Annotated in this window: 24 protein-coding genes; 12 read left to right on the forward strand and 12 right to left on the reverse strand. The window is 67.2% G+C overall.

The window, feature by feature from the left end; translation table 11 throughout:
* The first annotated feature begins 1 nt into the window (after position 1).
* Positions 2 to 742 (forward strand): MgtC/SapB family protein, encoded by a 741-nt coding sequence (locus ACFWH5_RS04465; RefSeq protein WP_378832211.1) that lies wholly within the window; start codon positions 2 to 4, stop codon positions 740 to 742.
* A gap of 173 nt (positions 743 to 915) precedes the next feature.
* Here the strand turns inward: ACFWH5_RS04465 and ACFWH5_RS04470 are convergent, their stop codons facing one another.
* A complete protein-coding gene (locus ACFWH5_RS04470) occupies positions 916 to 2,664 on the reverse strand; it encodes an ABC1 kinase family protein (RefSeq protein WP_378832214.1) in 1,749 nt (582 codons plus the stop codon).
* A gap of 26 nt (positions 2,665 to 2,690) precedes the next feature.
* A complete protein-coding gene (locus ACFWH5_RS04475) occupies positions 2,691 to 3,254 on the reverse strand; it encodes a PadR family transcriptional regulator (protein ID WP_378832215.1) in 564 nt (187 codons plus the stop codon).
* A gap of 207 nt (positions 3,255 to 3,461) precedes the next feature.
* Here ACFWH5_RS04475 and ACFWH5_RS04480 point away from each other — a divergent pair, with 207 nt between their 5' ends.
* Together ACFWH5_RS04480 and ACFWH5_RS04485 are read left to right on the forward strand one after the other, a co-directional pair.
* Positions 3,462 to 3,947: a DUF2975 domain-containing protein gene (locus ACFWH5_RS04480; protein ID WP_378832217.1), complete on the forward strand. Its 486-nt coding sequence runs from the start codon at positions 3,462 to 3,464 to the stop codon at positions 3,945 to 3,947.
* 1 nt (position 3,948) lies between these two features.
* A complete protein-coding gene (locus ACFWH5_RS04485; RefSeq protein ID WP_378832220.1) occupies positions 3,949 to 4,167 on the forward strand; it encodes a helix-turn-helix domain-containing protein in 219 nt (72 codons plus the stop codon).
* 14 nt (positions 4,168 to 4,181) lie between these two features.
* On the opposite strand, the gene ACFWH5_RS04490 is transcribed toward ACFWH5_RS04485, so the two are convergent.
* The 4 genes from ACFWH5_RS04490 to ACFWH5_RS04505 all read right to left on the reverse strand — a co-directional run bounded on the left by ACFWH5_RS04490 (position 4,182) and on the right by ACFWH5_RS04505 (position 6,422).
* The gene (locus ACFWH5_RS04490) at positions 4,182 to 4,499 is read right to left on the reverse strand and encodes an ArsR/SmtB family transcription factor (RefSeq protein WP_378832222.1); all 318 of its coding nucleotides are present in this window, start codon (positions 4,497 to 4,499) and stop codon (positions 4,182 to 4,184) included.
* Entirely contained in the window at positions 4,496 to 4,969 is a 474-nt protein-coding gene (locus tag ACFWH5_RS04495) for an SRPBCC domain-containing protein (RefSeq protein ID WP_378832224.1), read from the reverse strand. The genes ACFWH5_RS04490 and ACFWH5_RS04495 overlap by 4 nt, the downstream gene beginning before the upstream one ends.
* Positions 4,970 to 5,079: 110 nt before the next feature.
* Entirely contained in the window at positions 5,080 to 5,613 is a 534-nt protein-coding gene (locus ACFWH5_RS04500) for a DUF2243 domain-containing protein (RefSeq protein WP_378832227.1), read from the reverse strand.
* Complete coding sequence (locus ACFWH5_RS04505) at positions 5,613 to 6,422, reverse strand: cytochrome c oxidase assembly protein (protein ID WP_378832229.1); 810 nt, start codon at positions 6,420 to 6,422, stop codon at positions 5,613 to 5,615. The genes ACFWH5_RS04500 and ACFWH5_RS04505 overlap by 1 nt, the downstream gene beginning before the upstream one ends.
* Positions 6,423 to 6,661: 239 nt before the next feature.
* Between ACFWH5_RS04505 and ACFWH5_RS04510 the strand changes: the two genes are divergently transcribed.
* The 6 genes from ACFWH5_RS04510 to ACFWH5_RS04535 all read left to right on the forward strand — a co-directional run bounded on the left by ACFWH5_RS04510 (position 6,662) and on the right by ACFWH5_RS04535 (position 13,612).
* Positions 6,662 to 7,738 carry an extracellular solute-binding protein gene (locus ACFWH5_RS04510; RefSeq protein WP_378832231.1) on the forward strand — a complete coding sequence of 359 codons (1,077 nt, stop codon included), beginning with the start codon at positions 6,662 to 6,664 and terminating at the stop codon, positions 7,736 to 7,738.
* An 8-nt stretch (positions 7,739 to 7,746) separates the two neighbouring features.
* Entirely contained in the window at positions 7,747 to 8,766 is a 1,020-nt protein-coding gene (locus ACFWH5_RS04515; RefSeq protein ID WP_378832233.1) for an ABC transporter ATP-binding protein, read from the forward strand.
* A gap of 1 nt (position 8,767) precedes the next feature.
* Complete coding sequence (locus ACFWH5_RS04520; RefSeq protein ID WP_378832236.1) at positions 8,768 to 10,624, forward strand: ABC transporter permease; 1,857 nt, start codon at positions 8,768 to 8,770, stop codon at positions 10,622 to 10,624.
* The gene (locus tag ACFWH5_RS04525; protein ID WP_378832238.1) at positions 10,621 to 11,667 is read left to right on the forward strand and encodes a LacI family DNA-binding transcriptional regulator; all 1,047 of its coding nucleotides are present in this window, start codon (positions 10,621 to 10,623) and stop codon (positions 11,665 to 11,667) included. The genes ACFWH5_RS04520 and ACFWH5_RS04525 overlap by 4 nt, the downstream gene beginning before the upstream one ends.
* Positions 11,668 to 11,703: 36 nt before the next feature.
* Positions 11,704 to 12,588 (forward strand): metallophosphoesterase, encoded by an 885-nt coding sequence (locus ACFWH5_RS04530; protein ID WP_378832241.1) that lies wholly within the window; start codon positions 11,704 to 11,706, stop codon positions 12,586 to 12,588.
* Positions 12,589 to 12,679: 91 nt separating this feature from the next.
* Positions 12,680 to 13,612, forward strand: coding sequence for a hypothetical protein (locus ACFWH5_RS04535; protein ID WP_378832242.1), 933 nt, complete (start codon positions 12,680 to 12,682; stop codon positions 13,610 to 13,612).
* A gap of 55 nt (positions 13,613 to 13,667) precedes the next feature.
* Here the strand turns inward: ACFWH5_RS04535 and ACFWH5_RS04540 are convergent, their stop codons facing one another.
* The 3 genes from ACFWH5_RS04540 to ACFWH5_RS04550 are packed head-to-tail and all read right to left on the reverse strand — an operon-like array spanning position 13,668 to position 15,988.
* Positions 13,668 to 14,912, reverse strand: a complete 1,245-nt coding sequence (locus ACFWH5_RS04540; RefSeq protein WP_378832244.1) for an RNA polymerase sigma factor — start codon at positions 14,910 to 14,912, stop codon at positions 13,668 to 13,670.
* Entirely contained in the window at positions 14,909 to 15,277 is a 369-nt protein-coding gene (locus ACFWH5_RS04545) for a YciI family protein (protein ID WP_378832247.1), read from the reverse strand. The genes ACFWH5_RS04540 and ACFWH5_RS04545 overlap by 4 nt, the downstream gene beginning before the upstream one ends.
* Positions 15,278 to 15,331: 54 nt before the next feature.
* Positions 15,332 to 15,988, reverse strand: a complete 657-nt coding sequence (locus tag ACFWH5_RS04550) for a DUF998 domain-containing protein (RefSeq protein WP_378832249.1) — start codon at positions 15,986 to 15,988, stop codon at positions 15,332 to 15,334.
* Positions 15,989 to 16,162: 174 nt separating this feature from the next.
* Here ACFWH5_RS04550 and ACFWH5_RS04555 point away from each other — a divergent pair, with 174 nt between their 5' ends.
* The gene (locus ACFWH5_RS04555; RefSeq protein ID WP_378832251.1) at positions 16,163 to 16,627 is read left to right on the forward strand and encodes a hypothetical protein; all 465 of its coding nucleotides are present in this window, start codon (positions 16,163 to 16,165) and stop codon (positions 16,625 to 16,627) included.
* A gap of 76 nt (positions 16,628 to 16,703) precedes the next feature.
* Here the strand turns inward: ACFWH5_RS04555 and ACFWH5_RS04560 are convergent, their stop codons facing one another.
* Positions 16,704 to 17,357, reverse strand: a complete 654-nt coding sequence (locus ACFWH5_RS04560) for an NAD(P)H-hydrate epimerase (RefSeq protein WP_378832253.1) — start codon at positions 17,355 to 17,357, stop codon at positions 16,704 to 16,706.
* Between the two features lie 132 nt (positions 17,358 to 17,489).
* Here ACFWH5_RS04560 and ACFWH5_RS04565 point away from each other — a divergent pair, with 132 nt between their 5' ends.
* On the forward strand, positions 17,490 to 17,699 hold the full coding sequence (locus ACFWH5_RS04565; protein WP_378832256.1) for a hypothetical protein: 210 nt from the start codon (positions 17,490 to 17,492) through the stop codon (positions 17,697 to 17,699).
* 68 nt (positions 17,700 to 17,767) lie between these two features.
* Here ACFWH5_RS04565 and ACFWH5_RS04570 read toward each other — a convergent pair whose 3' ends face one another.
* The gene (locus tag ACFWH5_RS04570) at positions 17,768 to 18,850 is read right to left on the reverse strand and encodes a type I restriction endonuclease (RefSeq protein ID WP_378832259.1); all 1,083 of its coding nucleotides are present in this window, start codon (positions 18,848 to 18,850) and stop codon (positions 17,768 to 17,770) included.
* A 204-nt stretch (positions 18,851 to 19,054) separates the two neighbouring features.
* Between ACFWH5_RS04570 and ACFWH5_RS04575 the strand changes: the two genes are divergently transcribed.
* Positions 19,055 to 19,369, forward strand: a complete 315-nt coding sequence (locus ACFWH5_RS04575) for a hypothetical protein (protein ID WP_378832261.1) — start codon at positions 19,055 to 19,057, stop codon at positions 19,367 to 19,369.
* 1,014 nt (positions 19,370 to 20,383) lie between these two features.
* On the opposite strand, the gene ACFWH5_RS04580 is transcribed toward ACFWH5_RS04575, so the two are convergent.
* Positions 20,384 to 21,397, reverse strand: coding sequence for a toll/interleukin-1 receptor domain-containing protein (locus tag ACFWH5_RS04580; RefSeq protein ID WP_378832263.1), 1,014 nt, complete (start codon positions 21,395 to 21,397; stop codon positions 20,384 to 20,386).
* Positions 21,398 to 21,714: the final 317 nt, after the last annotated feature.

Below are 21,714 nucleotides of genomic sequence, written 5' to 3' on the forward strand. Positions count from 1 at the left end.
AGTGGAACTCGATGAGTGGGGTGGAGCCGTAGTGCAGATCCAATGGGTGACACCGACGACACTGACTGAGAGCGCGCTTCTTGTGCTCGCATTCGTCCTCTCGGCGGTTATCGGAATCGAGCGGCATCGAAAATTGAAGAGCGCGGGCATCCGCACTCACACCCTCGTGGGCGTCGGTTCTGCGGTCTTCACGCTCGTGTCGGCGTACGGCTTCCAGGGCGTCGTCGGACCCGACACGCTCGTCGATCCATCTCGGATCGCCGCTCAAATCGTCTCGGGCATCGGCTTTCTCGGGGCCGGCGTGATCTTCGTACGCCAAAACGCCGTCTCAGGACTGACGACCGCGGCCTCCATATGGCTTACTGCGGCCATCGGGATGGCGTGTGGGGCCGGCGCGCCTATCCTCGCGTTGCTCGCTACCGGTCTCCACCTTCTCACAGTGACCCTGCTCGGGAGACTGGGTATCTTCGTCCGGCGAGCGCCGCACAATGCAACGTTCATCATCCGTTATCGCGAAGGGAACGGGGCGTTGCGCAACACCTTGTCGACGGCGAGTCAGGCGGGGTTCGAGGCGTTGGTCACCGAAACGAAGGACATATCGAAGCCCGGAAAATCGCCCCGCTTCCAGGCCGCGATCAGCCTCCGCAGCAGGTCTGGTGTGAGCCCTTCCGAGCTCCTGGGATCCATTGCTGACGTTCCTGGCGTGCTGTCGGTCGAGATCGAGCGGGACGACAACGATTGATGCCTTGTCCCAATCACGATGAGCTGATCTCGAGCTCTGGATACGTCCACGGGCTTAACTTCGGAGGACGATCGCAACTCTGAAGGATGCTCAGCGCGACAGCATCCTTCAGAGTTGAACGCGTCCTGAATTCGTGCCGCCGGAACGACCCGAACGGATGCTTTCGGTGCGGCTCACCGCCCGCCGACGCCGCTGAACACGGCGTGCAGCAGGGGGATGGCGGATACCGACATGAGGATGGTTCCCAGCACGGGCAGCGGGCCGAGCAGCAGGATGCCGCCGATGAGCATCGCGGCGAACAGCACCGCCGAGACCGCACGCTTGCCGATGCGCACGAGCCGGTCCAGGCGGCGCTCCAGGCGTGAGGTGTCGAACGTGAGCGCGCCCTGGTCGAGGCGGGTGAGCACCGAGTCGATCTCGGCGGGCAGCCGCCACAGCACGCCGGCGTTCGACAGCATCTGCCCTGCCACATCCTGCGCGAAGTTACCGCTCTCGGCGCGCAGCAGCCGGGTCGCATAGGGCTCGACCGGCTCCCAGATGTTGAACGTCGCATCGAGCGAGCTGCACATTCCCGACGTGAGCGAGACGGCGCGCATGAGCAGCAGCAGCTTCTCGGGCAGCTGCACGGGCAGGGCGCGCACAGTGTCGCCGAACTCGACGGCGAAGGCCTGGAACTCGCGCGGGTCGACGTCGCGGAGCTCGTTGAAGCCCATGCCGCCGAACCGTGCGAAGAGCACGGTCAGCGCCCGCTCCAGCTCGGCCGTGCTCGCCGACGGCAGCAGCACGCCGATCTCCTGCGCGGCGGCGACGAGACCGCGGCTGTTGCGCGAGGCGACGGCGATGATGAGGCTGCGTAGACCGTCGCGCAGCCGGTCGGGCACCTCGGCCATCATGCCGAAGTCGACGAAGGTCAGGTGCCATCCCCCGGCGCCCGAGTCGTGCGGTGTGACGAAGATGTTGCCGGGATGCGGGTCGGCATGCACGAAGGAATGCGTGAACACCTGGTCGAGCATGACCTCGGCGAACACCTGCGCGACGTCGGCGGGGTCGATGCCGGCCGCGCGCAGTCCCCGGGTGTCGTTGATCTTGATCGCGGTGACGTCTTCGAGCGTCAGCACCCGCCGGGTGGTGCGCTCCCACACCACGGCCGGCGCGCTCACCCGCGGTTCGTCGGCGAAGCACTCGGCGAACCGCTCGGCACTCGCCGCCTCGTGCAGGTAGTCGATCTCCTCATGGCAGGTCTGCGCGAACTCCTCCACGAGCGCCGGAGCGTCGACGCGGTCGGAGACCACGCGCACCCGGCGCAGCCAGCCCGCCACCCGGCGCAGGGCGGCCAGGTCGACCGCGACGATCTGGTCGATCGCCGGGCGCTGCACCTTGACGACGACGCGCTCGAGCCCGGTGTCGGCGGCATCCGTCTCCGAGAGGGTCGCGCGGTGCGCCTGCCCGAGGGATGCCGCGGCGACGGGCACCGGGTCGAACGACGCGAAGGCGCGCTCGAGCGGCACGCCGAGCTGTGCCTCGGCGAGCGCGCGGATCTGCTCGAACGGGACGGCGGGCACTTCGTCCTGCAGGCCGGCGAGCTCGGCGGTGATCTCCGGCGGCAGCACGTCGAGGCGGGACGACATGAACTGGCCGACCTTGATCATCAGGCCGCCGAGGTCGACCGCGAGGTCGCGGAAGCGCCGGGCGAGGCGCAGCATCCGTGCGTCTCTTGTGCTCTCGGCGATCCGCGACATCCCGAGCTTCGGCAGCACGAGCTCGTACCACCACGTCTGCACGAAGGCGCGGGCGGCGAAGTTGAGGATGCGGCGGTACCGGGCGCGGCCTCCGCGCCAGCCGGCTGCGGCATCGTCAGTGCGCGCGTCACGCGCGGCGGGGCGCTCGGCCTGCCATGAGGCCTCGGAGTCGTGGTCCGCCATCGAGGCCCCTTCTTTCGGCGTCGGCGTCAACCGTCGGCGAGGATCGAGTACAGCCTACGACGCGCCTCGTCGAGCACCTCCACCGCCTGCTGCACCTGCTCCGGCGTGCCGGTGCGAGCGACCTGCGCGGCGGCGCTGGCGAGTTCCATGCCGGCCTTCGGGATCGCCGTCATGTTGCTACCCGAGCGCGCGCCGAGGTTCTCCCACGGGGCGGACTTGTCGGCGGCGGCCTCGGATTCGCGGATGCCGGTCTCGGTGAGCGAGTACGTCTTGCGACCGCCCTGCTCCTGAGAGGTGATGAGCCCTTCGTCGGCGAGCAGCTGCAGGGTCGGGTAGACAGATCCGGCGCTCGGCTTCCAGGCGCCTCCGGAGCGCTCGCCGATCTCGCTGATGATCTGGTAGCCGTGCATGGGCTTCTCGGCGAGCAGGGCGATGACCGCCGCCCGCACGTCGCCACGGGCCATGCGCGAGCCGCCGTTGCGCTGTTCGAACTCGGCACGCAGCTTGTCCATGGCCTCCCAGATGCCGGCGCCGGGTTTGCCGCCGTCGCCGAAGATGTGGCCGAAGCCGCCGGGGAACGAACCGTTCATGATGACCTCCTGTTGGCGAACGATGGTTAACGATATGTCGCTATATGTCGTTCGACAAGACCCATCGGCGCCGTTCACTCGACGACGTGCCGCCTCATGCCTGCAGTGTGTCTCCGACCCGCTGTCTTGAGTTACCTCGGCAGCGGCGCTTCTCAAATCGAACGATTAACGATAGATTGTCATCGTCACACGACGAGAGGCGAGGATATGGGCAAGACGACGATTCTGCTGCTGCGCGTGGTGATCGCGCTGGCGCTCGCGGGGTCACTGGTGGTGCAGACGGTGATCGTGCCGCTGCTGTGGATCGACCTCGATCAGGCGCCGACCTGGTTCCGCGTGAGCTTCGTCGTGATCGCCGTGCTGGGCGTCGCGACGATGCAGGTGTTCGCGGTCTGCGTGTGGATGCTGCTCACCAAGGTGCGCCGCGGCTCGATCTTCCAGACGTCGTCGTTCCGGTACGTCGACGTGATCATCGGTGCGATCGCCGCAGCCGCCCTGCTCGCATTCGCGTTCGCGGCGATCCTGGCACCCACGCGGGTCGCGCCGGGCATCGTGGGGCTGGTCTGCGGCGGCTCGCTGGTGCTCGGCGGCATGGCGCTGCTGGTCGTCGTGATGAAGATGCTGCTGCGCCAGGCGATCGACCGTGAGACCGAGGCGAGGACTCTGCGCGACGAGCTCGGTGAGGTGATCTGACATGCCGGTCATCGTCGACATCGACGTGATGCTCGCGCGCCGCAAGATGGCGGTCGGCGAGCTGGCGGAGCGCATCGGCATCACCCCCACCAACCTGGCGGTGCTGAAGAACGGACGGGCCAAGGCGGTGCGCTTCACGACGCTGGATGCCCTGTGCGAGGCGCTGGACTGCCAGCCAGGCGACCTGCTGCGTTACGTCCCCGAGCCGGACGACAGCTGAGCCGGCAACCCGGCCTACAGCCCCTCGGCGATCTCCTTGATCTCGGCCAGGCGGCGATCCCACTTCCGGCCGATGGCGTCGAGCGCCCGGGCGGTGGCGGCGAGCTCCGCGCCGATCACCCGGAACCGCACCTCGCGGCCGACCCGCACGGGTTCCACGAGCCCGACCTCCTGAAGCACCGCGAGGTGCTTGGCGATCGCCTGGCGAGAGACCGGCAGCCGCCCGGCGAGGGCCGAGGCCGAGGCCTCCCCCTCGCCGAGCGCCGTCAGGATGCTCCACCGCGTCTCGTCGGCGAGCGCAGCGAACATGGGGATCAGAGCACCTGCGGTCACGCCTCTCCTTCCACGAGGGCGACGAGCTTGTCGAGTTCGGAGTCCCAGCCGGTGCGGTGATCCTCGAGGTTGGCGAGGGGATCGGAGGTGCGCTCGAAGCCGGACTCGACGACCGTGAGGCGGGTGCCGCCGTCGACCTCGTCGAGGGTGAAGGTGAACACCGTCGCGGTGGCTTCGTCGAGCTCTGCCGGCACGTCGCCGAGCGCGTCGTCGTTGCTCCAGGCGTAGGCGACGAGCCGGTTCTCGTCCTTCGCCTCGACCCGCAGCGGGATCGCGGCCCCGTTGGAGAAGGTCATGGTGCCCGACGCACCGACGCCCGCCCCATCGAGGACGGTGCGGCCGAACCAGCGCGAGATGTACTCGGGCTCGGTGACGGCGCGCCAGACCTTGTCGACGGATGCCGCGATGTGGATCGTGCGCCGCACGGAGAAGGTCTCCTCGTCGACGACCGAGGAGGAGCTGTCTGTCATGTTCACCATGATGGTGCCTTTCTGAATGGATGTCAGTGGCCGATCGGCCATCTGCAACTTCAGTGTTGCACTTACTTCGCCAGAATGCAACCCTACGGTTGCATCTGTGATCAAGAGGGCGAGAATCCGCCGTTTTGGTCTCGCGTCAGCGTTCGCGCACGGCGACCCCTGCGGACGGAGTAGACGGCGATGAGGAGTCCCGCGGCGATGAGAACGCACGCGGCGAGAAGCCAGGCGAGGTCATAGGGCAGCAGTTCCACGCCGTAGCGAACCTGGTGCACACGGAGCACCTTGTGAGCGACCACCCCGTCGAACAGTTGGAAGGTGCCGAGTCCGCACAGATACCCGCTCCAGGCGATGCCGCGCGAGAAGACGCCCCGGCGACGGGCATCCAGCATGAGGAAGAACCCGGCGGCGAAGGCGAGCAGCTCTCCGGCGTGCAGGAGCCCGTCGGATACGAGGGCGATCTCAGAGGAGGATCGATCGTAGAAGTGATGCCACCCGAGGATCTGATGGAAGACGATCTCGTCGATGGCCGCCATGGAGGCGACACCCAGAAGGACGGCCGCCCAGAACGATCGGTTGCGAAAGACGACTCCGCGGCGCGCGGCATCCGCCCTGTCGTGGTCGACTGCCCCGCTCATCATGCCTTCTCCGCCGGCGTCGAGATCGACGGCCGGAGAAACCGCCGTCCCGTCGCGCGGTACCACTGAGCGAACAGAAGGAACAGGAGAACGAGGTCGACGGCGTCTCCGCCGTAGTACATCAGCTGAGCGGCGGTCTCGGCCTCGCCGACGCCGACACCGGACGGCGGATACGCGTAGATCAGCTTCGCCAGCACGGCGTGCGCGGCGAGCGTGAGAACGAGCACGACCACGCGGATGCGGATGGACGAGCGGTGCGGGCTGGGGTCGACCGGCACGATCGCCGCGGTGAACAGGCAGCCCACGATCAGGAAGTGCCCCATGAGCACGAGGTGGTATAACGGCACCTGCGCCAGGCTGTGCAGCGGGGTCAGGTACAGCGCCGCCAGGCTGCCGACGTTCAGCGCGGCGGCGACGGCAGGAATGGTCAGCAACCGCACCGGAGCGCTCCGCAGGATGCGGCTCAGTCGGCGAGCAGGTACGACGTCGAGTGTGCGCAGCGCGAGCGAGATCGGGGCCCCGAGCACCAGGAGAAGGGGCGCGAGCATTCCCACCAGAAGGTGCGCGGCCATGTGCCCGACGAACAGGGATGCACCGGGAACGACGAGCGGTGCCATCACGCCGACCAAGGCGGCGGTGCACCCGGCCACCCAATTGACGCAGCGTGCGGGCGGCCAGCGGCGCCCGCGGCGGCGATCGATCGACATCGCGGCGAGATAGCCCCCGACGGCGAGGAGGTAGGGGAGCGCGAACACCCACTGGATGGATCCGGCACCTGCCGAAAGACCGTGCACGTGTGCGGGTGCCACCGGTCACCTCCGATCGGGATCGTAGGAACGACCGTAGAACGTGCCGGATGCCGGGCAAAAGGGCTTGACGCCGTCAAACCGCCGGTCGTTCACCCCACCGTCTCCCCACGTTCACGGCGGCCACCTATGTTGAGTGCGGTCGCGTGACCGCGGCCACAACTCCGCAACATTTTTGTGTTTATCTCACAACGCTCGGGTAATGTCGAAGCGGCATCACTCGACGACGAGAAGGGACGACCATGGTCGACATCCGAAAGAAGCGCTGGCCCCTCATCGGGATCACCGCGGTGGCAGCAGTGGCCCTGACGGGCTGCGCCGGCGGCGACCAGCCGGCCGGCGACGGCGGGGGCGACGGCGGCGACGCCGGCACGCTCATCGTCTACACCAATTCCAACAGCGACGGCCGTGGCGAGTGGATCACCGAGAAGGCGGCTGACGCCGGCATCGAGATCGAGATCGTGGGCCTCGGCGGCGCCGACCTGACCAACCGCATCATCGCCGAGAAGAACAACCCCGTCGGAGACGTCGTCTTCGGCCTGAACAACATGTTCTTCGAGCAGCTCAAAGCCGAAGAGGCCATCACGGCCTACGAGCCCGCGTGGAGCGGCGAGGTTCCCGCCGACGCCGGCGACCCGACCGACGGCGCTTACTGGCCGCTCGTCGAGCAGGCGATCGTCACCGTCTACGACGAGAACCGCGTCGACAGCCCGCCGGCCACCCTCGAAGAGCTCTACACCGACGACGCCTTCCAGGGCCGCTACGAGGTCAACCCCGCGCTCGGCCAGGCGACCCCGCAGCTCGTGCTCGCCAGCATCCTCACCGAGAACCTCGACGAGTCGGGCGACCTCGGCGTCAGCGACGAGGGCTGGAGCCTCGTCGAGTCGTACTACGCCAACGGCTCCCCCGCGGTCGAGGGCACCGACCTCTACGCCCGCATCACCCGCGACGAGGTCGACTACGGCGTGCTGCCGTCGAGCGGCATCGAGGCTCGTGACGCCGAGTACAGCACCTCGACCGGCACGATCGTTCCCGAGTACGGCGTGCCGTACGTGACCGAGCAGATCGCGCAGATCGCCGGCTCGGGCAACGACGAGCAGGCACAGGAGTTCATCGACTGGTTCGGCAGCGCCGAGGTGCAGGGCGAGTTCGCCGCCGAGTTCAACGCCATGCCGGTGAACGAGGGTGCGATCGAGCAGGCGAACCCCGCGGTGGTCGAGCTGATGGAGTCGATGCCGCGTCAGGACATCGACTTCGGCTTCGTCAGCGAGAACCTCGGCGCCTGGGTCGAGAAGGTCACCCTCGAGTACATCGGCTGACACCGCACATGATTCGCTTCGAAGACGTCGAGGTCGCGTTCGGCGACCACAAGGCGGTCTCGAACCTGAATCTGGAGATCCAGGAGGGTGAGTTCTTCACCCTCCTGGGTCCCTCCGGATGCGGGAAGACGACCGCCCTGCGCTCGCTGGCCGGGTTCATCGAGCCCACCGGGGGCCGCATCCACATCGGCGGGCGCGACGTCACGCGCGTGCCCAGCGAGAAGCGCGACGTGGGCATGGTGTTCCAGAACTACGCGCTCTTCCCGAGCATGAACGTGCGCGACAACATCGCGTTCGGCCTATCGGTCAAGAAGATCTCGAAGGCCGAGCAGCGCCGACGGGTCGACGAGATCGCCGAGCGCACCGGGCTCGCCGCATCGCAGCTCGACAAGAACGTGTCTGAGCTCTCGGGCGGTCAGCAGCAGCGCGTCGCGATCGCCCGCGCGCTCGTGCTCACCCCGCGCATCCTGCTGCTCGACGAGCCGCTGTCGAACCTCGACGCGAAGCTGCGCGTACAGCTGCGCGAGCAGCTCAAGCAGCTGCAGCACGACGTCGGGGTGACCACGGTCTACGTCACCCACGATCAGGAGGAGGCGCTGACCCTCAGCGACCGCATCGCCGTACTCGACGCGGGTCGCCTGCAGCAGGTCGGCACCCCCGAGGAGATCTACGACCGCAGCGCGACCGCGTTCGTCTGCCGGTTCATCGGCGAGAGCAACCGCCTCACCCCCGGCATCCTCTCCCGTCTGGCCGAGTCGGACCTCGACGCGAACGCCGAGAGCTACATCCGGCCCGAGAAGCTGCAGCTGGCCGGCGCCGGCGACCCGTGCCCGGCATCCGCCACCCTCACCGGCGCCGTCGTGGCGCGCACGTACCACGGCAGCCACAGCGTCTACGAGATCGCCGTAGGCGACGCGACGCTGCGCGTGAGCGTTCCGGCGAGCGCGAGCGCACGACGGTGGGACGCCGGAGACGCGGTGCAGATCGGCGTCGACCCGGCCTGGGTCCTGCAGTACCCGGCGACCTGACATGACGACCCCGACCAACCCCACCCCGCCGCCCGAGGCGGCGCTGCCCGGCGAAGCCGGAGTGCTGACCGCGACCGCGGCATCCGACACACGGCGCGGCCCGCGCCGCCGGCGCGGCCGCCCCGGCAGCATCCGCGCCATGCTCCGCTCGCCGCTCGCGTGGGTCACCGGCATCGTGGTGATCTGGTTCGCCGCGACCTTCCTCGTGCTACCGAACACGGCGCTGCTCGCGACGACCTTCTTCCCCGACGGGCAGTTCAGCGTGCGGGCCATCGAGAAGCTGCTCGGCAGCGAGCGTGCGATGAAGACGCTCGGCAACAGCTTCCTGCTCGCGATCACGCTGTCGATCACGGTCAACGTGGTGGGCGTGTTCATCGTGCTGGTGACGCAGTACTTCAAGATCCGCGGCGCCAGGCTGCTGTGGCTCGGGTACGCGACCACCCTGATCTACGGCGGCATCGTGCTCGCCGCCGGGTACAACTTCATCTACGGGCGGTTCGGGTTCGTCACCAACCTCATGGCGAACGTCAATCCCGAGCTCGACCGCGACTGGTTCTCGGGATACTTCGCCGTCGTGTTCGTGATGACGTTCGCGACGACGACCAACCACATGCTGTTCCTGTCGTCGTCGCTGGCGAAGGTCGACTACGCGTCGATCGAGGCGGCGAAGCTGATGGGCGCATCGAGCTGGACGATCCTGCGCCGCATCGTGCTGCCGGTGATGAAGCCGATGCTGTTCGCCGTCACCGTGCTGACCTTCCTCATCGGCCTCGGCGCCCTCACCGCGCCGCTCGTGCTGGGCGGGCCCGACTTCCAGACCGTCGCGCCGCTGATCATCGACCTGTCGCGCAGTCCCGTCACCCGCGACATCGCCGCGCTGCTGGCGATCGTGCTGGGTGTGGCGACGATCATCCTGCTGGCGATCATGAACCGGGCCGAGAAGTCGGGCGTGTACTTCTCGGTGGCGAAGGTGGCGACCCCGATTCAGAAGCAGCCGATCCGCAACCCGTTCGCGAACGTCGTCGTGCACGTGGTGGCGTACGCGCTGTGGATCATCTACCTGATCCCCGTGGTGCTGATCATCATCTTCTCGTTCGTCGACGCGCGCAGCATCCTGGCCGGGTCGATCACGCTCGACAGCTTCACGCTCGACAACTACATCGCCGTGTTCTCCAGCGCCAGCGCGCTGCGACCGTTCATCGTCAGCGTGGTCTACAGCGCGCTGGCCTCGGTGATCGTCGTGGGCGGACTGCTGTTCGTCGCCCGGGTGCTGCAGAAGCACCGCAACGTGATCACGACGGCGATCGAGTACGTGCTGCACATTCCGTGGATCCTGCCGATCGTGCTGATCGCCCTCGGCCTGGTGATGGCGTTCGACCGCCCGCAGGCCGTGGTGGCGAACATCGTGCTGACGGGCACGCCGGTGCTGCTGCTGATCGCGTACATCATCGTGAAGATCCCGTTCACGCTGCGGCTGCTGAAGGCGGGTTTCGCGTCGGTGCCTGACTCGCTCGAGGATGCCGCCCGCATCCTGGGTGCCCGGTCGCTGACGACCTTCCGCCGCGTGCTCATCCCTCTCGTGCTGCCCACCGCGGCGGCGATCACCGCGCTGAACTTCAACAGCCTGCTCGACGACTACGACGCGGCGATCTTCCTGTACCACCCGCTCTACCAGCCGCTGGGTGTGGCCATTCAGGAGAGCACGCGCGGCGAGAACAACCTCGACGCGATGCCGATCACGTTCGTATACACGGTGCTGCTCATGATCGTCATGGGTGTCACCATGTATCTCGTGTATGGACGGGGATCACGTGCCGGGTCGTCGAAGACGCCGCGCCGGCGGAGGTCGCGCGCGTGAGCGGTTCGGATGCGGCGAGGGTGAGCGGGAAGGATGCTGCCACGCCGGCCCTGCGGGTGACGATCAGCGACGTCGCCGCCGCGGCAGGGGTGTCACGGGCGACGGCCACGCGCGCGCTGAAGGGCGAGGGGCGATTCGCCGAGGAGACGCGGGAGCGCATCCTCGAGATCGCCGAGCGGCTCGGCTACGTGCGCAACACCGCCGCGGCCGAGCTCGCGGCCGGGCGCACCGGCACCGTCGGGCTGATGCTGCGTGACGCGAGCAACCCCGCGTATGGTCTGCTGTTCTCGCGCCTGCAGGACGAATCGCACCGGCGGGGCCTCGATCTCGTCACGGTGACGATCGGCGCCGACGAGCGCGGGGCCGCGCAGGTGAACGCGCTGCACCGGCTGCTCGGCATGCGGGTGGCGGGGCTGATCGTCGCGACCGGAGGCGTGAGCACCGAGCAGCTCGAGCCGTTCGCCGACCAGGTGCCGATCCTGCGCGCAGGGCGAGTCGAGTCATCCGACCGCATCCACACCGTGCACTACGACGACCCCGCACACGGGCGTCTGCTCGCGTCGCATGTCGCCTCTCTGGGGCACCGCCGCGTGGTGGTGCTGGCGGGAAGCCCCGAGGCGTCGTACCCCGAGCACCTGCGTGCGACCGCCATGCGGGAGGCGCTCGAGGATGCCGGGGCGACCGTGACCCTGCTGTCGGCCGGCGCCGCGCCTTCGGATCGGGTCGACGAGGCGCTCGACGCCGTGCGTGATGGCGCTACCGCCGTGATGTGCGCCTCGGACTACCGGCAGCTCGCTGTGATGCGCGCGGCACGCACGGTCGGCCTTTCGGTGCCTGATGATCTGAGCGTGACCGGATGCGACGGCATCCTTCCCGGAGCGGATCTGCTCGGGCTGACGACCGTGCGCATTCCCGTGGAAGACGTCGCCGCCGCCGCCGTCGAGACGATGCAGACCCTGCTGACCGCGGATGCCGCCGTCGACACGGTGCGGCGCGGCTTCACGGGCTCGCTCGTCGCCGGCACGACCGCCGCCGCCCGCTGAACCTGTACGCCGTTCGTTCGCTGACCTGGAAGAGACATGATCCTCACCGAACACCCCCGCCCGTCGCACACCTTCGTGCACATCTCAGACACGCATCTGCCGGCCGAGCGGTCGCCGCTGTACGGCAGCGGGACGGATGCCGACGCGAATCTGGAGCTGGCGCTGTCGCGGCTGGTGTTGTCTGGACTGCGGCCGGATGCTCTGCTGCTGACCGGCGATCTGGTCGACCGCGGCGACGCCACCGCCTACCGGCGGCTGCGGGCGCTCGTCGAGCCGGCCGCGGCTGCGCTCGGGTGCGAGGTGGTGTGGGCGGCGGGGAACCACGACGCGCGCGGGGTGATGCGTGCCGAACTCGGGCTGGGTGGTGCCGCGGACGAGCCGGTCACCGAGGTTCGCTGGTTCGGCGGGATGCGGGTGATCGTGCTCGACTCGACCGTACCCGGCGAGCACTGGGGTGAGATCGACGAGGCGCAGCTCGGTTGGCTGCGCGATGAGTTGGCGACGCCCGCTCCCGCGGGCACGCTGCTGCTGATCCACCACCCGCCGTTGCCGACCGTGCTCGATCTGGCGGTGACGGTCGAGCTGCGTGATCAGGGGCGCCTGGCTTCTGTTCTTCGGGGAAGCGACGTGCGTGGGATTCTCTCGGGTCACGTGCACCATCCGTCGTTCGGCACGTTCGCCGGCATCCCCGTCGCGGTGGCGTCGTCGAGCGCGTACGGGCAGGACCTCGCGCAGCCGGTGGGGGCGACGCGCGGGCAGGATGCCACGCAGGGCTACAACCTCGTGCATGTGTATGAGGACACGATCGTGCACTCCGTCGTCGGGCTCGAGCGCGGGACCGACGTCGGTGAGCCGGTGGCGGCGGATGAAGCGCAGCGGCGGATCGCCGGCGCGGGAATCGGATGGCGCGGGGCCGACTGAGGCCTGACCGTTGACGGTGGTTCTTCAGCGGACACCACGACGGAGACCGCCCTGCACCGGGATGTCGCCGTGACCAAGTATCTTGCGCGATATGGCATTTAAGACCCGCAGCGGAAGAACGGCGGCCGTCGGTCGCGGCGCGATGATCGTGGGGATGGCTCTCTGGTGGGTCGTACTCGCTGAGATCGTTCTGGCCGCGCTGGCGGTCGGGGCAGGTGCCTGGAGCGATTGGGCCGCGGGCGAGTCACTCGCCGATGGAGACTACTTCCCTCTGGCAATGGAGACGGCCACCTCCTTGGTCACCTTGGCACTGGCCTTACACCTCGTGGCAGTCGGCTGGACACTTCCTGTCTTCGTCGGCCCCAAGAGCCGGATCCGCGATCTCGTCGCCGCCGGACTCCGATCACGCACAGGGTGGTGGTTCCTGAGCAGTGCGGCGCTGCTCGGCTCACTCCGCATCGCGCTCTCGTGGCCCGCGAGCGACGCGCAGCCCCTCGTGATGATCGGCTTGCTGGTCGCATGGATCGCCGTATGGATCACCGTCCTGCGGGGCCTGAGGATGATCGCCCGCGCCGACCGACAGCAGGCGTACTTCGAGGGGATGACCGAAAGCGAGAAGCAGGTCGCCGACAATCCGTGGCCGTCGCTCGCGACACCGGGCTACCTCGACGTGGATCGCCTGGAATCAGCAGAGGATGCCGATCGCTACGCGCATCGCGCCGCAGACACCGCTCGGGTTCACGACTGGCTCGGCGGCGGCGTCATGGTGCTCGCGACCGCACTTCTCGGCGCTGCTGTCTCCCGGTTCTTCGAGACATCCGAGCCGGCGCCGTGGGTATGGGTCGCGGTCTCGCTCCTGGCAGTCGCCTTCGGGTACGCGGTTCAGCGGCGCGGCAGGGCGTACCACCGCCTGCGGGAGTCGTATGAGAAGGCCAGCGCCGAGCTGGCCGCGCGCGAGAACGCACAGCCGACGACCTGGCGCGGCAGATTCGCGCAGAGCATGCGAGTGCTCCGCGGCGGCTGATCGGTCGCGGCTGTGGGCGGAGCATCCGACCCGCTACTTCGTCGCTGCCTCGGCCCTACGCGCCGCCGCGCTCACGGAGATACCGCTTCTCCACCTCGTTCACAGCGAGTTCAGCGGCGGCGCGGAACTCGGCGCGCGACTCGGCGTGCCGGCCGAGGTCGTCGAGCAGGTGCGCCCGCACGCTATGCGCTCTCGCCGCGACGAGCGGGTCGGCCATGATGCCGTGCTTGCGGTCGAGGTCGTCGAGGAGTGCGAGCCCGCGTGGGGCGCCAAAGGCGCGGGCGACCGCCACGACACGGCTGAGACGGACGGGAGCGGTCGGCTCCAACCGCTCCAGCCACAGGTAAAGGGCGGCGATCTGCGTCCAGTCGGTATCGGCCTCGGTCGCGGCCTCCGCATGCACGGCGGCGATAGCCGCTTGGATCTGGTACGGGCCGAGCTCGCCGCGCTTCCAGGCGGCTTCGATGCGCCGTCGCCCCTCGTCGAGGAGTGCGGCATCCCATCGGGAGCGGTCCTGGTGCCGCATGAGCACGAGGCGGTCGTCCTCCTGGCGCGCGTCGCGGCGGGCCTCGGTGAGAAGCATGAGCGCCAGCAGCCCCTGCACCTCGGCGTCGTCGGCAGCAACCCCCGCGAGCATCCGCGTCAGCCGGATCGCCTCCTGCGTGAGGTCGACGCGGCTCAGTGCCTCGCCCGCGGTTGCGGTGTATCCCTCGTTGAAGATCAGGTAAAGCACGCGGGACACGGCGGCGAGGCGGGTACGCAGGTCGTCGGCGACGGTCAGCTCGAATCGCGCACCCGCGTTGCGGAGCGTCTGCTTGGCGCGGCTGATGCGGGTCGCCATCGTCGCCTCGCTGACGCCGTAGGCGCGTGCGATCTCGGCGGTGGTAAGTCCGCCGACCGCGCGCAGGGTGAGCGCGATGCGGGACGCGTCGCTGAGCGCGGGGTGGCAGCAGAGCACGAGCAGCTCGAGGCTGTCGTCGTGACCAACCACGGCGGGTCCAGGGGTGAGCGGCGCGGCGCGCTTCTCAGGGCTGTCGACCCACTCCTGCTCACGCCGGCGGTCGGCATCCTCGGAACGCAGCAGGTCGATGAGCTTCCGATATCCGACGCGGATCAGCCAGCTGCGCGGCTCGACCGGAATGCCTTCGTTACGCCAGGTGGTGTGCGCGGAGAGGAGCGCCTCCTGAGTGGCATCCTCGGCCGCGTCGAACCGCCCGAACCGCCGTACCAGCGCACCGAGCACCTGCGGGGCCTCTTCTCGCAGAATGCGCTCGATGCGCTGGTCGACGGATGCCGTCACGCGAAGTCGTCTCCCATGATCGGGCGGATCTCCATGGGCTCGCCGAGCACCGACACCATCTCGGCGACGATCTCACGCGCGCGTTCGATGCCGCTGCACTCGATGATGGCGAAGCTGGCGAGCACCTCCTTGAGCTCGGCGAAGGGGCCGTCGGTGGCGACGACGCCGTCGGGGCCCTTGCGGACGGTTGTCGTGACGGCGGGGTGGCCGAGGCCCTCGCTGAGCACGAATTCGCCGGTTTCGCGCAACCGGAGCTCGAACTGCTGGTAGGCGGCGAAGGCGTCGAGCGCCTCCTGGGTCGGGGCATCGGCGGTCGCGGCATCCCACGAATCGGTGGGGGTGTAGCTGAGCAGCAGGAACTTCACGGTTCTCCTCTTCGAAGTGAGCGTGCAGGGGAAGGGTATCGAGTGTCGGGTCGCTCACGCGCAGGCCCGCAGGCGGATCGCCACGACGGTGACCCAGGTGAACGCGACCAGACCGGTGAGCGCGATCTGGATGCTCGATTCGGTGGGCGAGGTGGGCAGCAGCAGCACGAGCGCGACGACGCCGTGACCGATGGATGCCGCCGCGTGACGCTGGCGTACCGACCGCACCACGAGCAGGATGCACGCCACGGCGAGGCTGAGGAACGACACGGCCGCCGCCGACACATGCACGATCGCGTGCCAGGACAGCGGGACGGTGCCTTCCGGCGCGCCGACCGGGAACCCGTTCTGACGATCCATGGGGAACAGCCCGGCGAGGATGAAGCCGAGCCCGAAGCCGGCGATGAGCAGCGGCGCCCAGCGCCGACCGAAGCCGTCGGGGCGGATGCGACGGTACCCGGCCGACAGGGCGAGACCCCCGAGCCCGGCGATCACGAACGAGAGCACCTGGATCCAGCCGAGCTCACCGCTGGCGAGCTGACTGAGCGGATGGATGCGGATGTCGAAGCCGGGGCGAGTCAGCGCCTGCAGCAGTGATGAGAGGTAGAAGGCCGGTCCGGCGAGTGCTGCGAGGAGAAGCAGTCGCGCCGTGTTGGGCCGATGCGTGGTGCCCGTCGGAGCGGCGTTTCCGGTGGTGGTGCGAGTGGTCATGATGTGGTCTCCGTTTCCTGCCCCGGGGGGTCTCATGGACACCACGGAGCCGAAATCGACGCCTTGACATGGAAACATCTGGATCTTTCTCGGTACTGATGTCGAGAACGCCGCACGGGCTCCGTCGTCTCTGTTGAACGCGGCATCCGGCCGCCTGAGACAGAAGGAATGATCATGAACGAGACAAGCGCACAGACCATCGACGACTACGGCATGGGCGAACAGCCGGTGCCGAGCGAGCAGCTGAAGGCCCTTCACCGCCTGGTGGGGACGTGGACCGTCACCGGTGGCGCCCCGGGAACCGTGACCTACGAGTGGGCCCTGGGCGGGTTCTTCCTCCTTCAGAAGGTCGACCTCGAGCAGTTCGGCGAGAAGGTCGAGGGTTTCGAGGTGATCGGCAACCTGCGTCCGTTCGGTGAGCCGGTCGGCGAAGACCTCGCCTCGCGCTTCTACGACTCGCAGGGCAACACCTTCGACTACGTCTACGAGCTCGAGGGCGACACCCTGACAATTTGGGCAGGCGCCAAGGGCAGCCCGGCGTACTTCCGCGGCATCTTCAGCGACGACGACCGCGAGATGGTCGGCGAGTGGGTGTACCCGGGGGGCGGCGGGTACCCGTCGACGATGACTCGGGTGTGAACCGGGCCCTCGGCCGGGCGGGCGGACCGCCCGGCCGAGCGCCCGCGCGTTCTTGCGCGGCCGGTGAGGCGGTTGTTCAGCCCCGCCGCACCTCGCTGACGGCCGCCTCGCCCACCGCGTTCGCCGAGCCCAGCCTCAACCCCAGATCGACGAGCACGATCCGTCCGCTGAGGCGTGGACCATCGCCGAGAGCCAGCCCGGCTTTGACCGCGCCGAAGGTGACCGTCGTGCGGGCGGGGAGCACGAAACCGTCGGCCTTACCGGTGTCGGGGTCGAGTCCACTCGGCAGGTCGACGGCAACCACGCGGGGGGATGCTCGAAGCAGCGCGCGGACGGCGGCTCGGGCCGCGCCGCGCAGCCCGCCGCGAGCGCCGATGCCGAGAATCCCGTCGATGACGAGGTCGTACGTCGCCGTTTCGAGTCCTTTGAGACCGACCGTGATTGCGCCCGCCTCTGTCGCCGCTGCGAACGCCTGCTCATGCACACGCTCCGACGTGCGCAGGACATCGACGCGCACGCCGCGAGCCGCGATGGCGGCGGCGGCGAACAGCGCGTCGCCGCCGTTGTCGCCGGCTCCGGCGAGAACCAGCATCCGCTTCGGCTCGTGCTCGGCGATCACTTCCGCGAGCGCGGCCGCGGCCCGGCGCATGAGCGGGATGCCGGCGGCGAGCAACGGCGCTTCCGCGGCGCGCACCTGGGCGGCAGTGTACGTCGGAACGATTGCGGTCATGCGATCACCGTACGACGTCTCCGCGAAACGCTCGTCCGTTGACCTGGGCTCGTGTGCACAGTTGTCAACCCTCACCCCTTCACGCTCTGCGGAATGAGACGCTGGCCCTCCATCGACGACTCGGAGGCTGCCATGTCTGACCCCACCCCGTTCCCCACCGATCCGCTCGATCCGGAGGGTACCGATCCTGACCTGAGCAAGGACGACGACTCCCGCCAGCAGTCTTCGGGAGCGGATGAAGAGCGTCCGGACGACCGGGCGCCGACCATGGACGAGCAGCAGGAGGATCGCCTGGCGGCCGAGGAGCAGGGCAGGGGCGAGGACTTTCCGCGGATCCCGTGACCGGTTAGACCGCTCACAGCACCACTCGGGTCACCTGAAGGCGACATCCGGACGAGTCGGCTGATGGCCTATGCGTAACGCCGTACCGCGTCGCGAATCGCCTCCGCATGGACATAGATCTCGTCGAGATCCCCAATCGTGTGGCGTGTTTCGCTCTTCTCCTCATCGAGCAGGCCCAGGTACTTCTGCTTACCGTTGAAGTGCAGGCGGGCAATCGGCTTTCTGTTGTTGTCGTCAAGGAGGACGGCGAAGTAGCTCTTGGCGTCCCGCTGAGTGACGCGCTGGGGCTTGACCTCTCCGCAAGCGATAGCTTTCACGATCTGGTAGCCCTCGAGTTCCTCTAGCGTGGTCTCGATCTCGGTGTCGCGGTCCAGATCGGCTTCAGCAACTTCGGAACTCGTCGTAGGCGGCACCTCAGCGATCTGGCTAGCTCCGCTTACGCCAAGCGCGGCCTTGAGCCGGTCGTTGACGCGCTCGTTGAGGAACTGGTGCGCAGCCTTTCCGACGAGTCCGGTGAATTGCTGTCGCACCCGCTGCGTGAAGGCGCCGTCATAAACGCGGGAGGTGAAGAACTTGATCCACTCGTCCGTGGGTTCTCGGAACTGCCCTGCAATCTCCCGCTTCAGTGCACCGATGTACTTGAGTTCCTCGGCCGCGCTGATGATGGAGTCTAGATCGAAGCTGTCCTTGCTCAGTTTCTGGATCTCTGCGATGAGTGTCTCGTCGATGTCGAGTAGGTCGAGGATAAGGAAGGGTTTTGCGTCCATCCGGTTGGGCGCATCGAGGTCGGTATAGAAGTGCCAAACGACACCGTTCGTGAGCACGGCGATACGGGCGTTCGTCACCGCGAAGTACCGGAACAGCTGCGAAGCGTGCTCAATCTTGAGTGAGCCCATCGACGGCTTGCATTCGATGAGGATCTGGACTTCGCCATCACGCATGATGGCGTAGTCGATCTTTTCGCCCTTCTTCGTGCCGACGTCAGCAGTGAACTCGGGCACCACCTCGAGCGGATCGAAGACGTCGTACCCCAGGATCGTCGAGATGAACGGCATGACGAACGCGTTCTTCGTAGCCTCTTCCGTCCCGATCGCGGTGGCCTGGTTTCGCACCTTCACAGCGAGTGATTCAAGGCGCTCTGAAAATTCCACTCGTCGCTCCCTCTCCGTTGACTGAGCGTTGCGGCTCTCCCCTCGAGAGCCTGACTCAGACCATAGCGGACCGCTGGCCACACCAGCCTCCTCAGACGGACCAAAGATCGAATCAGCGCTATCCCACACGAGTTTGATCTGCCCTAGACCCATAATCTAGCGCGGCGGCTTAGTGGTAGAGGATCGGCGGCTGGCTCTCGAGCCGTGACCGCCGACCTCTCAGAGCAGGTGGCGCTGCCCGACGACATGCTCGACCGCTACCCCGACGAGCTGCCAGGCGGACAGCACCAGCGCGTGGCGATCGCCAGGGTGCCGAATTCATCTTGCTCGACGTACAACTCGCAGGGCGACACCTCCGACTACGTATACGCGCTCGAGGGCGACACCCTGACCATTGGGCCGGCGCGAAGGGAAGCCCCGCTTACTCCGCGGCGCCTTCAGCGACGACGACCGCGAGACGGTCGGCGAGTGCGTGTACCCGGTGGCGGGGGGTATCCGTCGACGATGACCCGGGTGTGAAGCATGGGGGCCTCGGCCGGGTGCGCAGACCGCCCGGCCGAGCGCCCCCGCGTTCTTGTGCGTCCGGTGCGGCGCTTGTTCAGCCCCCCGCAGCTCGCTGACGGCCGTTTCGCCGACGGCGTCCGCCGAGCCCAGCCTCAACCCGAGGTCGACGAGCACGATCCGTCCGCTGAGGCGTGGACGATCGCCGAGCGCCGGCCCGGTGCCACGCGCGCCCGACAGGCATGACGTTGCTCCTCGGTTGTCAACCCTGCTGCCCAGCCCCGATCGGGATGCGACGCTGACGCTCCATCACCACACGATCCGGAGGCTGCCACGACCGACCCCACACCGTTACCCACCGACCCGCTCGAGCCCGAGGGCGCCGCCCCCAACCTGAGCAAGACGACTCTCGTCAGCAGCCCCGGGAGCGGATGAACGACGCCCGGACGACCGGGCGCTGACCATGGACGAGCAGGACAAGGAGCGCGTGGCCGAGGAGGAGCAGGGTAGGAACAAGGACTTCCCACGAATTCCCGGATAGCTCGGGTCGAGGGTCGAGCACAGTGGCCGCGTGAATCCGATTGCACCGGATACCTCCGTCCTTGACGCCTTCCCCAGAGGGGCTAACACGACTGAGCGTAATACTCAATCCCACCCCACTGGAAAGACTGCGGAATCACGCGGATTTTGGATGCCATGGGCGACATCACCAGCCCCGACTCACGCGCGCGCCGGGACTTCGGAAGCGTCATCCCACTGCCGGGACTAATGCGTTCCTCGCTGAAGTCATACCCGTCGACCTCTGCCATGACGACCGCCATCCCAGCTCATCGAAGATTCGCGAAGAAGACTGTCGATCTTGGCTCACGGGTGTGGTACTTCGCGAGGCGGGGAGAATGACACCGCTGGCTCACGGGAAGGCAGACCGCGTCGGATTATCTCTCGTGCTCCGCTACTTTGCGTCTTCGGCATTAGCGCCCGATCGAGCCTGGCGCCCTCGGTACGCAAGAACGTGTTGCAAATTTGGTGGTTTCACTCACCCTGCGCGCTCCCCGCGGCGCGCTCGATGAGGCGCTCAGCCAGTTCTGGACTTAGCCGGTCCGCGAAGTCCTCGATATCGATCCCGCCCACGTCTTGCTCCTCTCCGAAGGGGAACGGCTCAGAATCCTCAACTTCAATGACGGGTCTTGATTGACTGAAAGTGGCGACGAATAGGTCCCTATGCTCATCCAGCTCAGGAGCTAGTTCGAAGGGCTCGTCGGAGCTCATCGACATGCTCAGGAAGAAGTTGAACACCTCCTGCTGCTGGTCCTCGCCTGCGATTAGCCCAAACTGGAGAACCTCGAGGTAAGCGGAAGCGATGCGCTCCCACACTGCAATCTCCCTACTCGGATGAGCGTCCCCAGAGAAGCCATCTAACCAGAACTCCATATTCTGCGGGTAGACGCTGAGGAGAGCTGCACGAATCAGCCGAATCCGACTGATGAGGTGGTCCGGCAACTCGGCGTGACGTTTCCCGCCCGCTTTCACCTGCGAAAGCGGGACGCTGACCTGAATAGCGTTCTTCCGCCGAGCCTCCCAAGCTACTCGACGAGTGAGCTTGGTGAGGAGGTCCGGGTTGACCACCTCGAGGATGCTCATTGCTGTGTCGATAAGACTATCGCTGTCTGGCGGAAAACCAATGATCACAGCCTTCTTGTCGGCGAGCGGAGGGCTATACCGCAGCACATCCTCAACTCGAATACCGTACCAAGCTGGTAGCACCACCTTGGACCCATTAAATTCCCTGGCGGTTAGGCCCCTAAGTTCATATTCGGCCCAGCGTTTCTCGAGAAAAGCATGAGATATCACGACGACACCGAACTGTGAGCGAGCCAAACCCTTATCGATACTTCGCGAAAGACTGTCGCCTACCTTTAATTCAAATTCATCCCACCACGGATTTAGCCCGAATTGTCTCAGGGCGTCCACCAGGGGCCTTACCACCGAATCGCGGTCCTCGCTCGCATACGAGATGAATAGATCCCAGTCGTAGGGCTCACTCATTTCTGAATGGGTTGTCAAGCGAGACTCCTCGGTCTAGCAATCGGCAAATTGAGGAACTACGACACGTAACTCTACGGAGTCTGCATCGCTTTGACTATACCGCCGGCCCGCCGTTCTTCGCATAATTTTCACTTGTATTTCAAGCGGGTGCTCGGCGCGCGCACCTGCTGACCTCCAACCGAGAGAGGGATGGACCCACACGATTGCTGGCCAGGCACATCATGGCGGAGGAAATGTCGCAGCGTTGGCTAGACGAGGGCGGAGATGAACCGGCATCCAGCAGCATCTTGCTTGGCGACGACGCACGGCGATCCGTC

It is taken from the genome of Microbacterium sp. NPDC058345 (genome assembly GCF_042723855.1).
GTDB lineage: Bacteria > Actinomycetota > Actinomycetes > Actinomycetales > Microbacteriaceae > Microbacterium.

What these genes read in the sequence shown, in the direction of transcription:
- ACFWH5_RS04470 (WP_378832214.1), bottom strand. Translation starts at nt 2,664, where the DNA reads ATGGCGGACCACGACTCCGAGGCCTCATGGCAGGCCGAGCGCCCCGCC.
- ACFWH5_RS04475 (WP_378832215.1), bottom strand. Translation starts at nt 3,254, where the DNA reads ATGAACGGTTCGTTCCCCGGCGGCTTCGGCCACATCTTCGGCGACGGC.
- ACFWH5_RS04480 (WP_378832217.1), top strand. Translation starts at nt 3,462, where the DNA reads ATGGGCAAGACGACGATTCTGCTGCTGCGCGTGGTGATCGCGCTGGCG.
- ACFWH5_RS04485 (WP_378832220.1), top strand. Translation starts at nt 3,949, where the DNA reads ATGCCGGTCATCGTCGACATCGACGTGATGCTCGCGCGCCGCAAGATG.
- ACFWH5_RS04495 (WP_378832224.1), bottom strand. Translation starts at nt 4,969, where the DNA reads ATGACAGACAGCTCCTCCTCGGTCGTCGACGAGGAGACCTTCTCCGTG.
- ACFWH5_RS04500 (WP_378832227.1), bottom strand. Translation starts at nt 5,613, where the DNA reads ATGAGCGGGGCAGTCGACCACGACAGGGCGGATGCCGCGCGCCGCGGA.
- ACFWH5_RS04510 (WP_378832231.1), top strand. Translation starts at nt 6,662, where the DNA reads ATGGTCGACATCCGAAAGAAGCGCTGGCCCCTCATCGGGATCACCGCG.
- ACFWH5_RS04515 (WP_378832233.1), top strand. Translation starts at nt 7,747, where the DNA reads ATGATTCGCTTCGAAGACGTCGAGGTCGCGTTCGGCGACCACAAGGCG.
- ACFWH5_RS04520 (WP_378832236.1), top strand. Translation starts at nt 8,768, where the DNA reads ATGACGACCCCGACCAACCCCACCCCGCCGCCCGAGGCGGCGCTGCCC.
- ACFWH5_RS04530 (WP_378832241.1), top strand. Translation starts at nt 11,704, where the DNA reads ATGATCCTCACCGAACACCCCCGCCCGTCGCACACCTTCGTGCACATC.
- ACFWH5_RS04535 (WP_378832242.1), top strand. Translation starts at nt 12,680, where the DNA reads ATGGCATTTAAGACCCGCAGCGGAAGAACGGCGGCCGTCGGTCGCGGC.
- ACFWH5_RS04550 (WP_378832249.1), bottom strand. Translation starts at nt 15,988, where the DNA reads ATGACCACTCGCACCACCACCGGAAACGCCGCTCCGACGGGCACCACG.
- ACFWH5_RS04555 (WP_378832251.1), top strand. Translation starts at nt 16,163, where the DNA reads ATGAACGAGACAAGCGCACAGACCATCGACGACTACGGCATGGGCGAA.
- ACFWH5_RS04560 (WP_378832253.1), bottom strand. Translation starts at nt 17,357, where the DNA reads ATGACCGCAATCGTTCCGACGTACACTGCCGCCCAGGTGCGCGCCGCG.
- ACFWH5_RS04565 (WP_378832256.1), top strand. Translation starts at nt 17,490, where the DNA reads ATGTCTGACCCCACCCCGTTCCCCACCGATCCGCTCGATCCGGAGGGT.
- ACFWH5_RS04580 (WP_378832263.1), bottom strand. Translation starts at nt 21,397, where the DNA reads ATGAGTGAGCCCTACGACTGGGATCTATTCATCTCGTATGCGAGCGAG.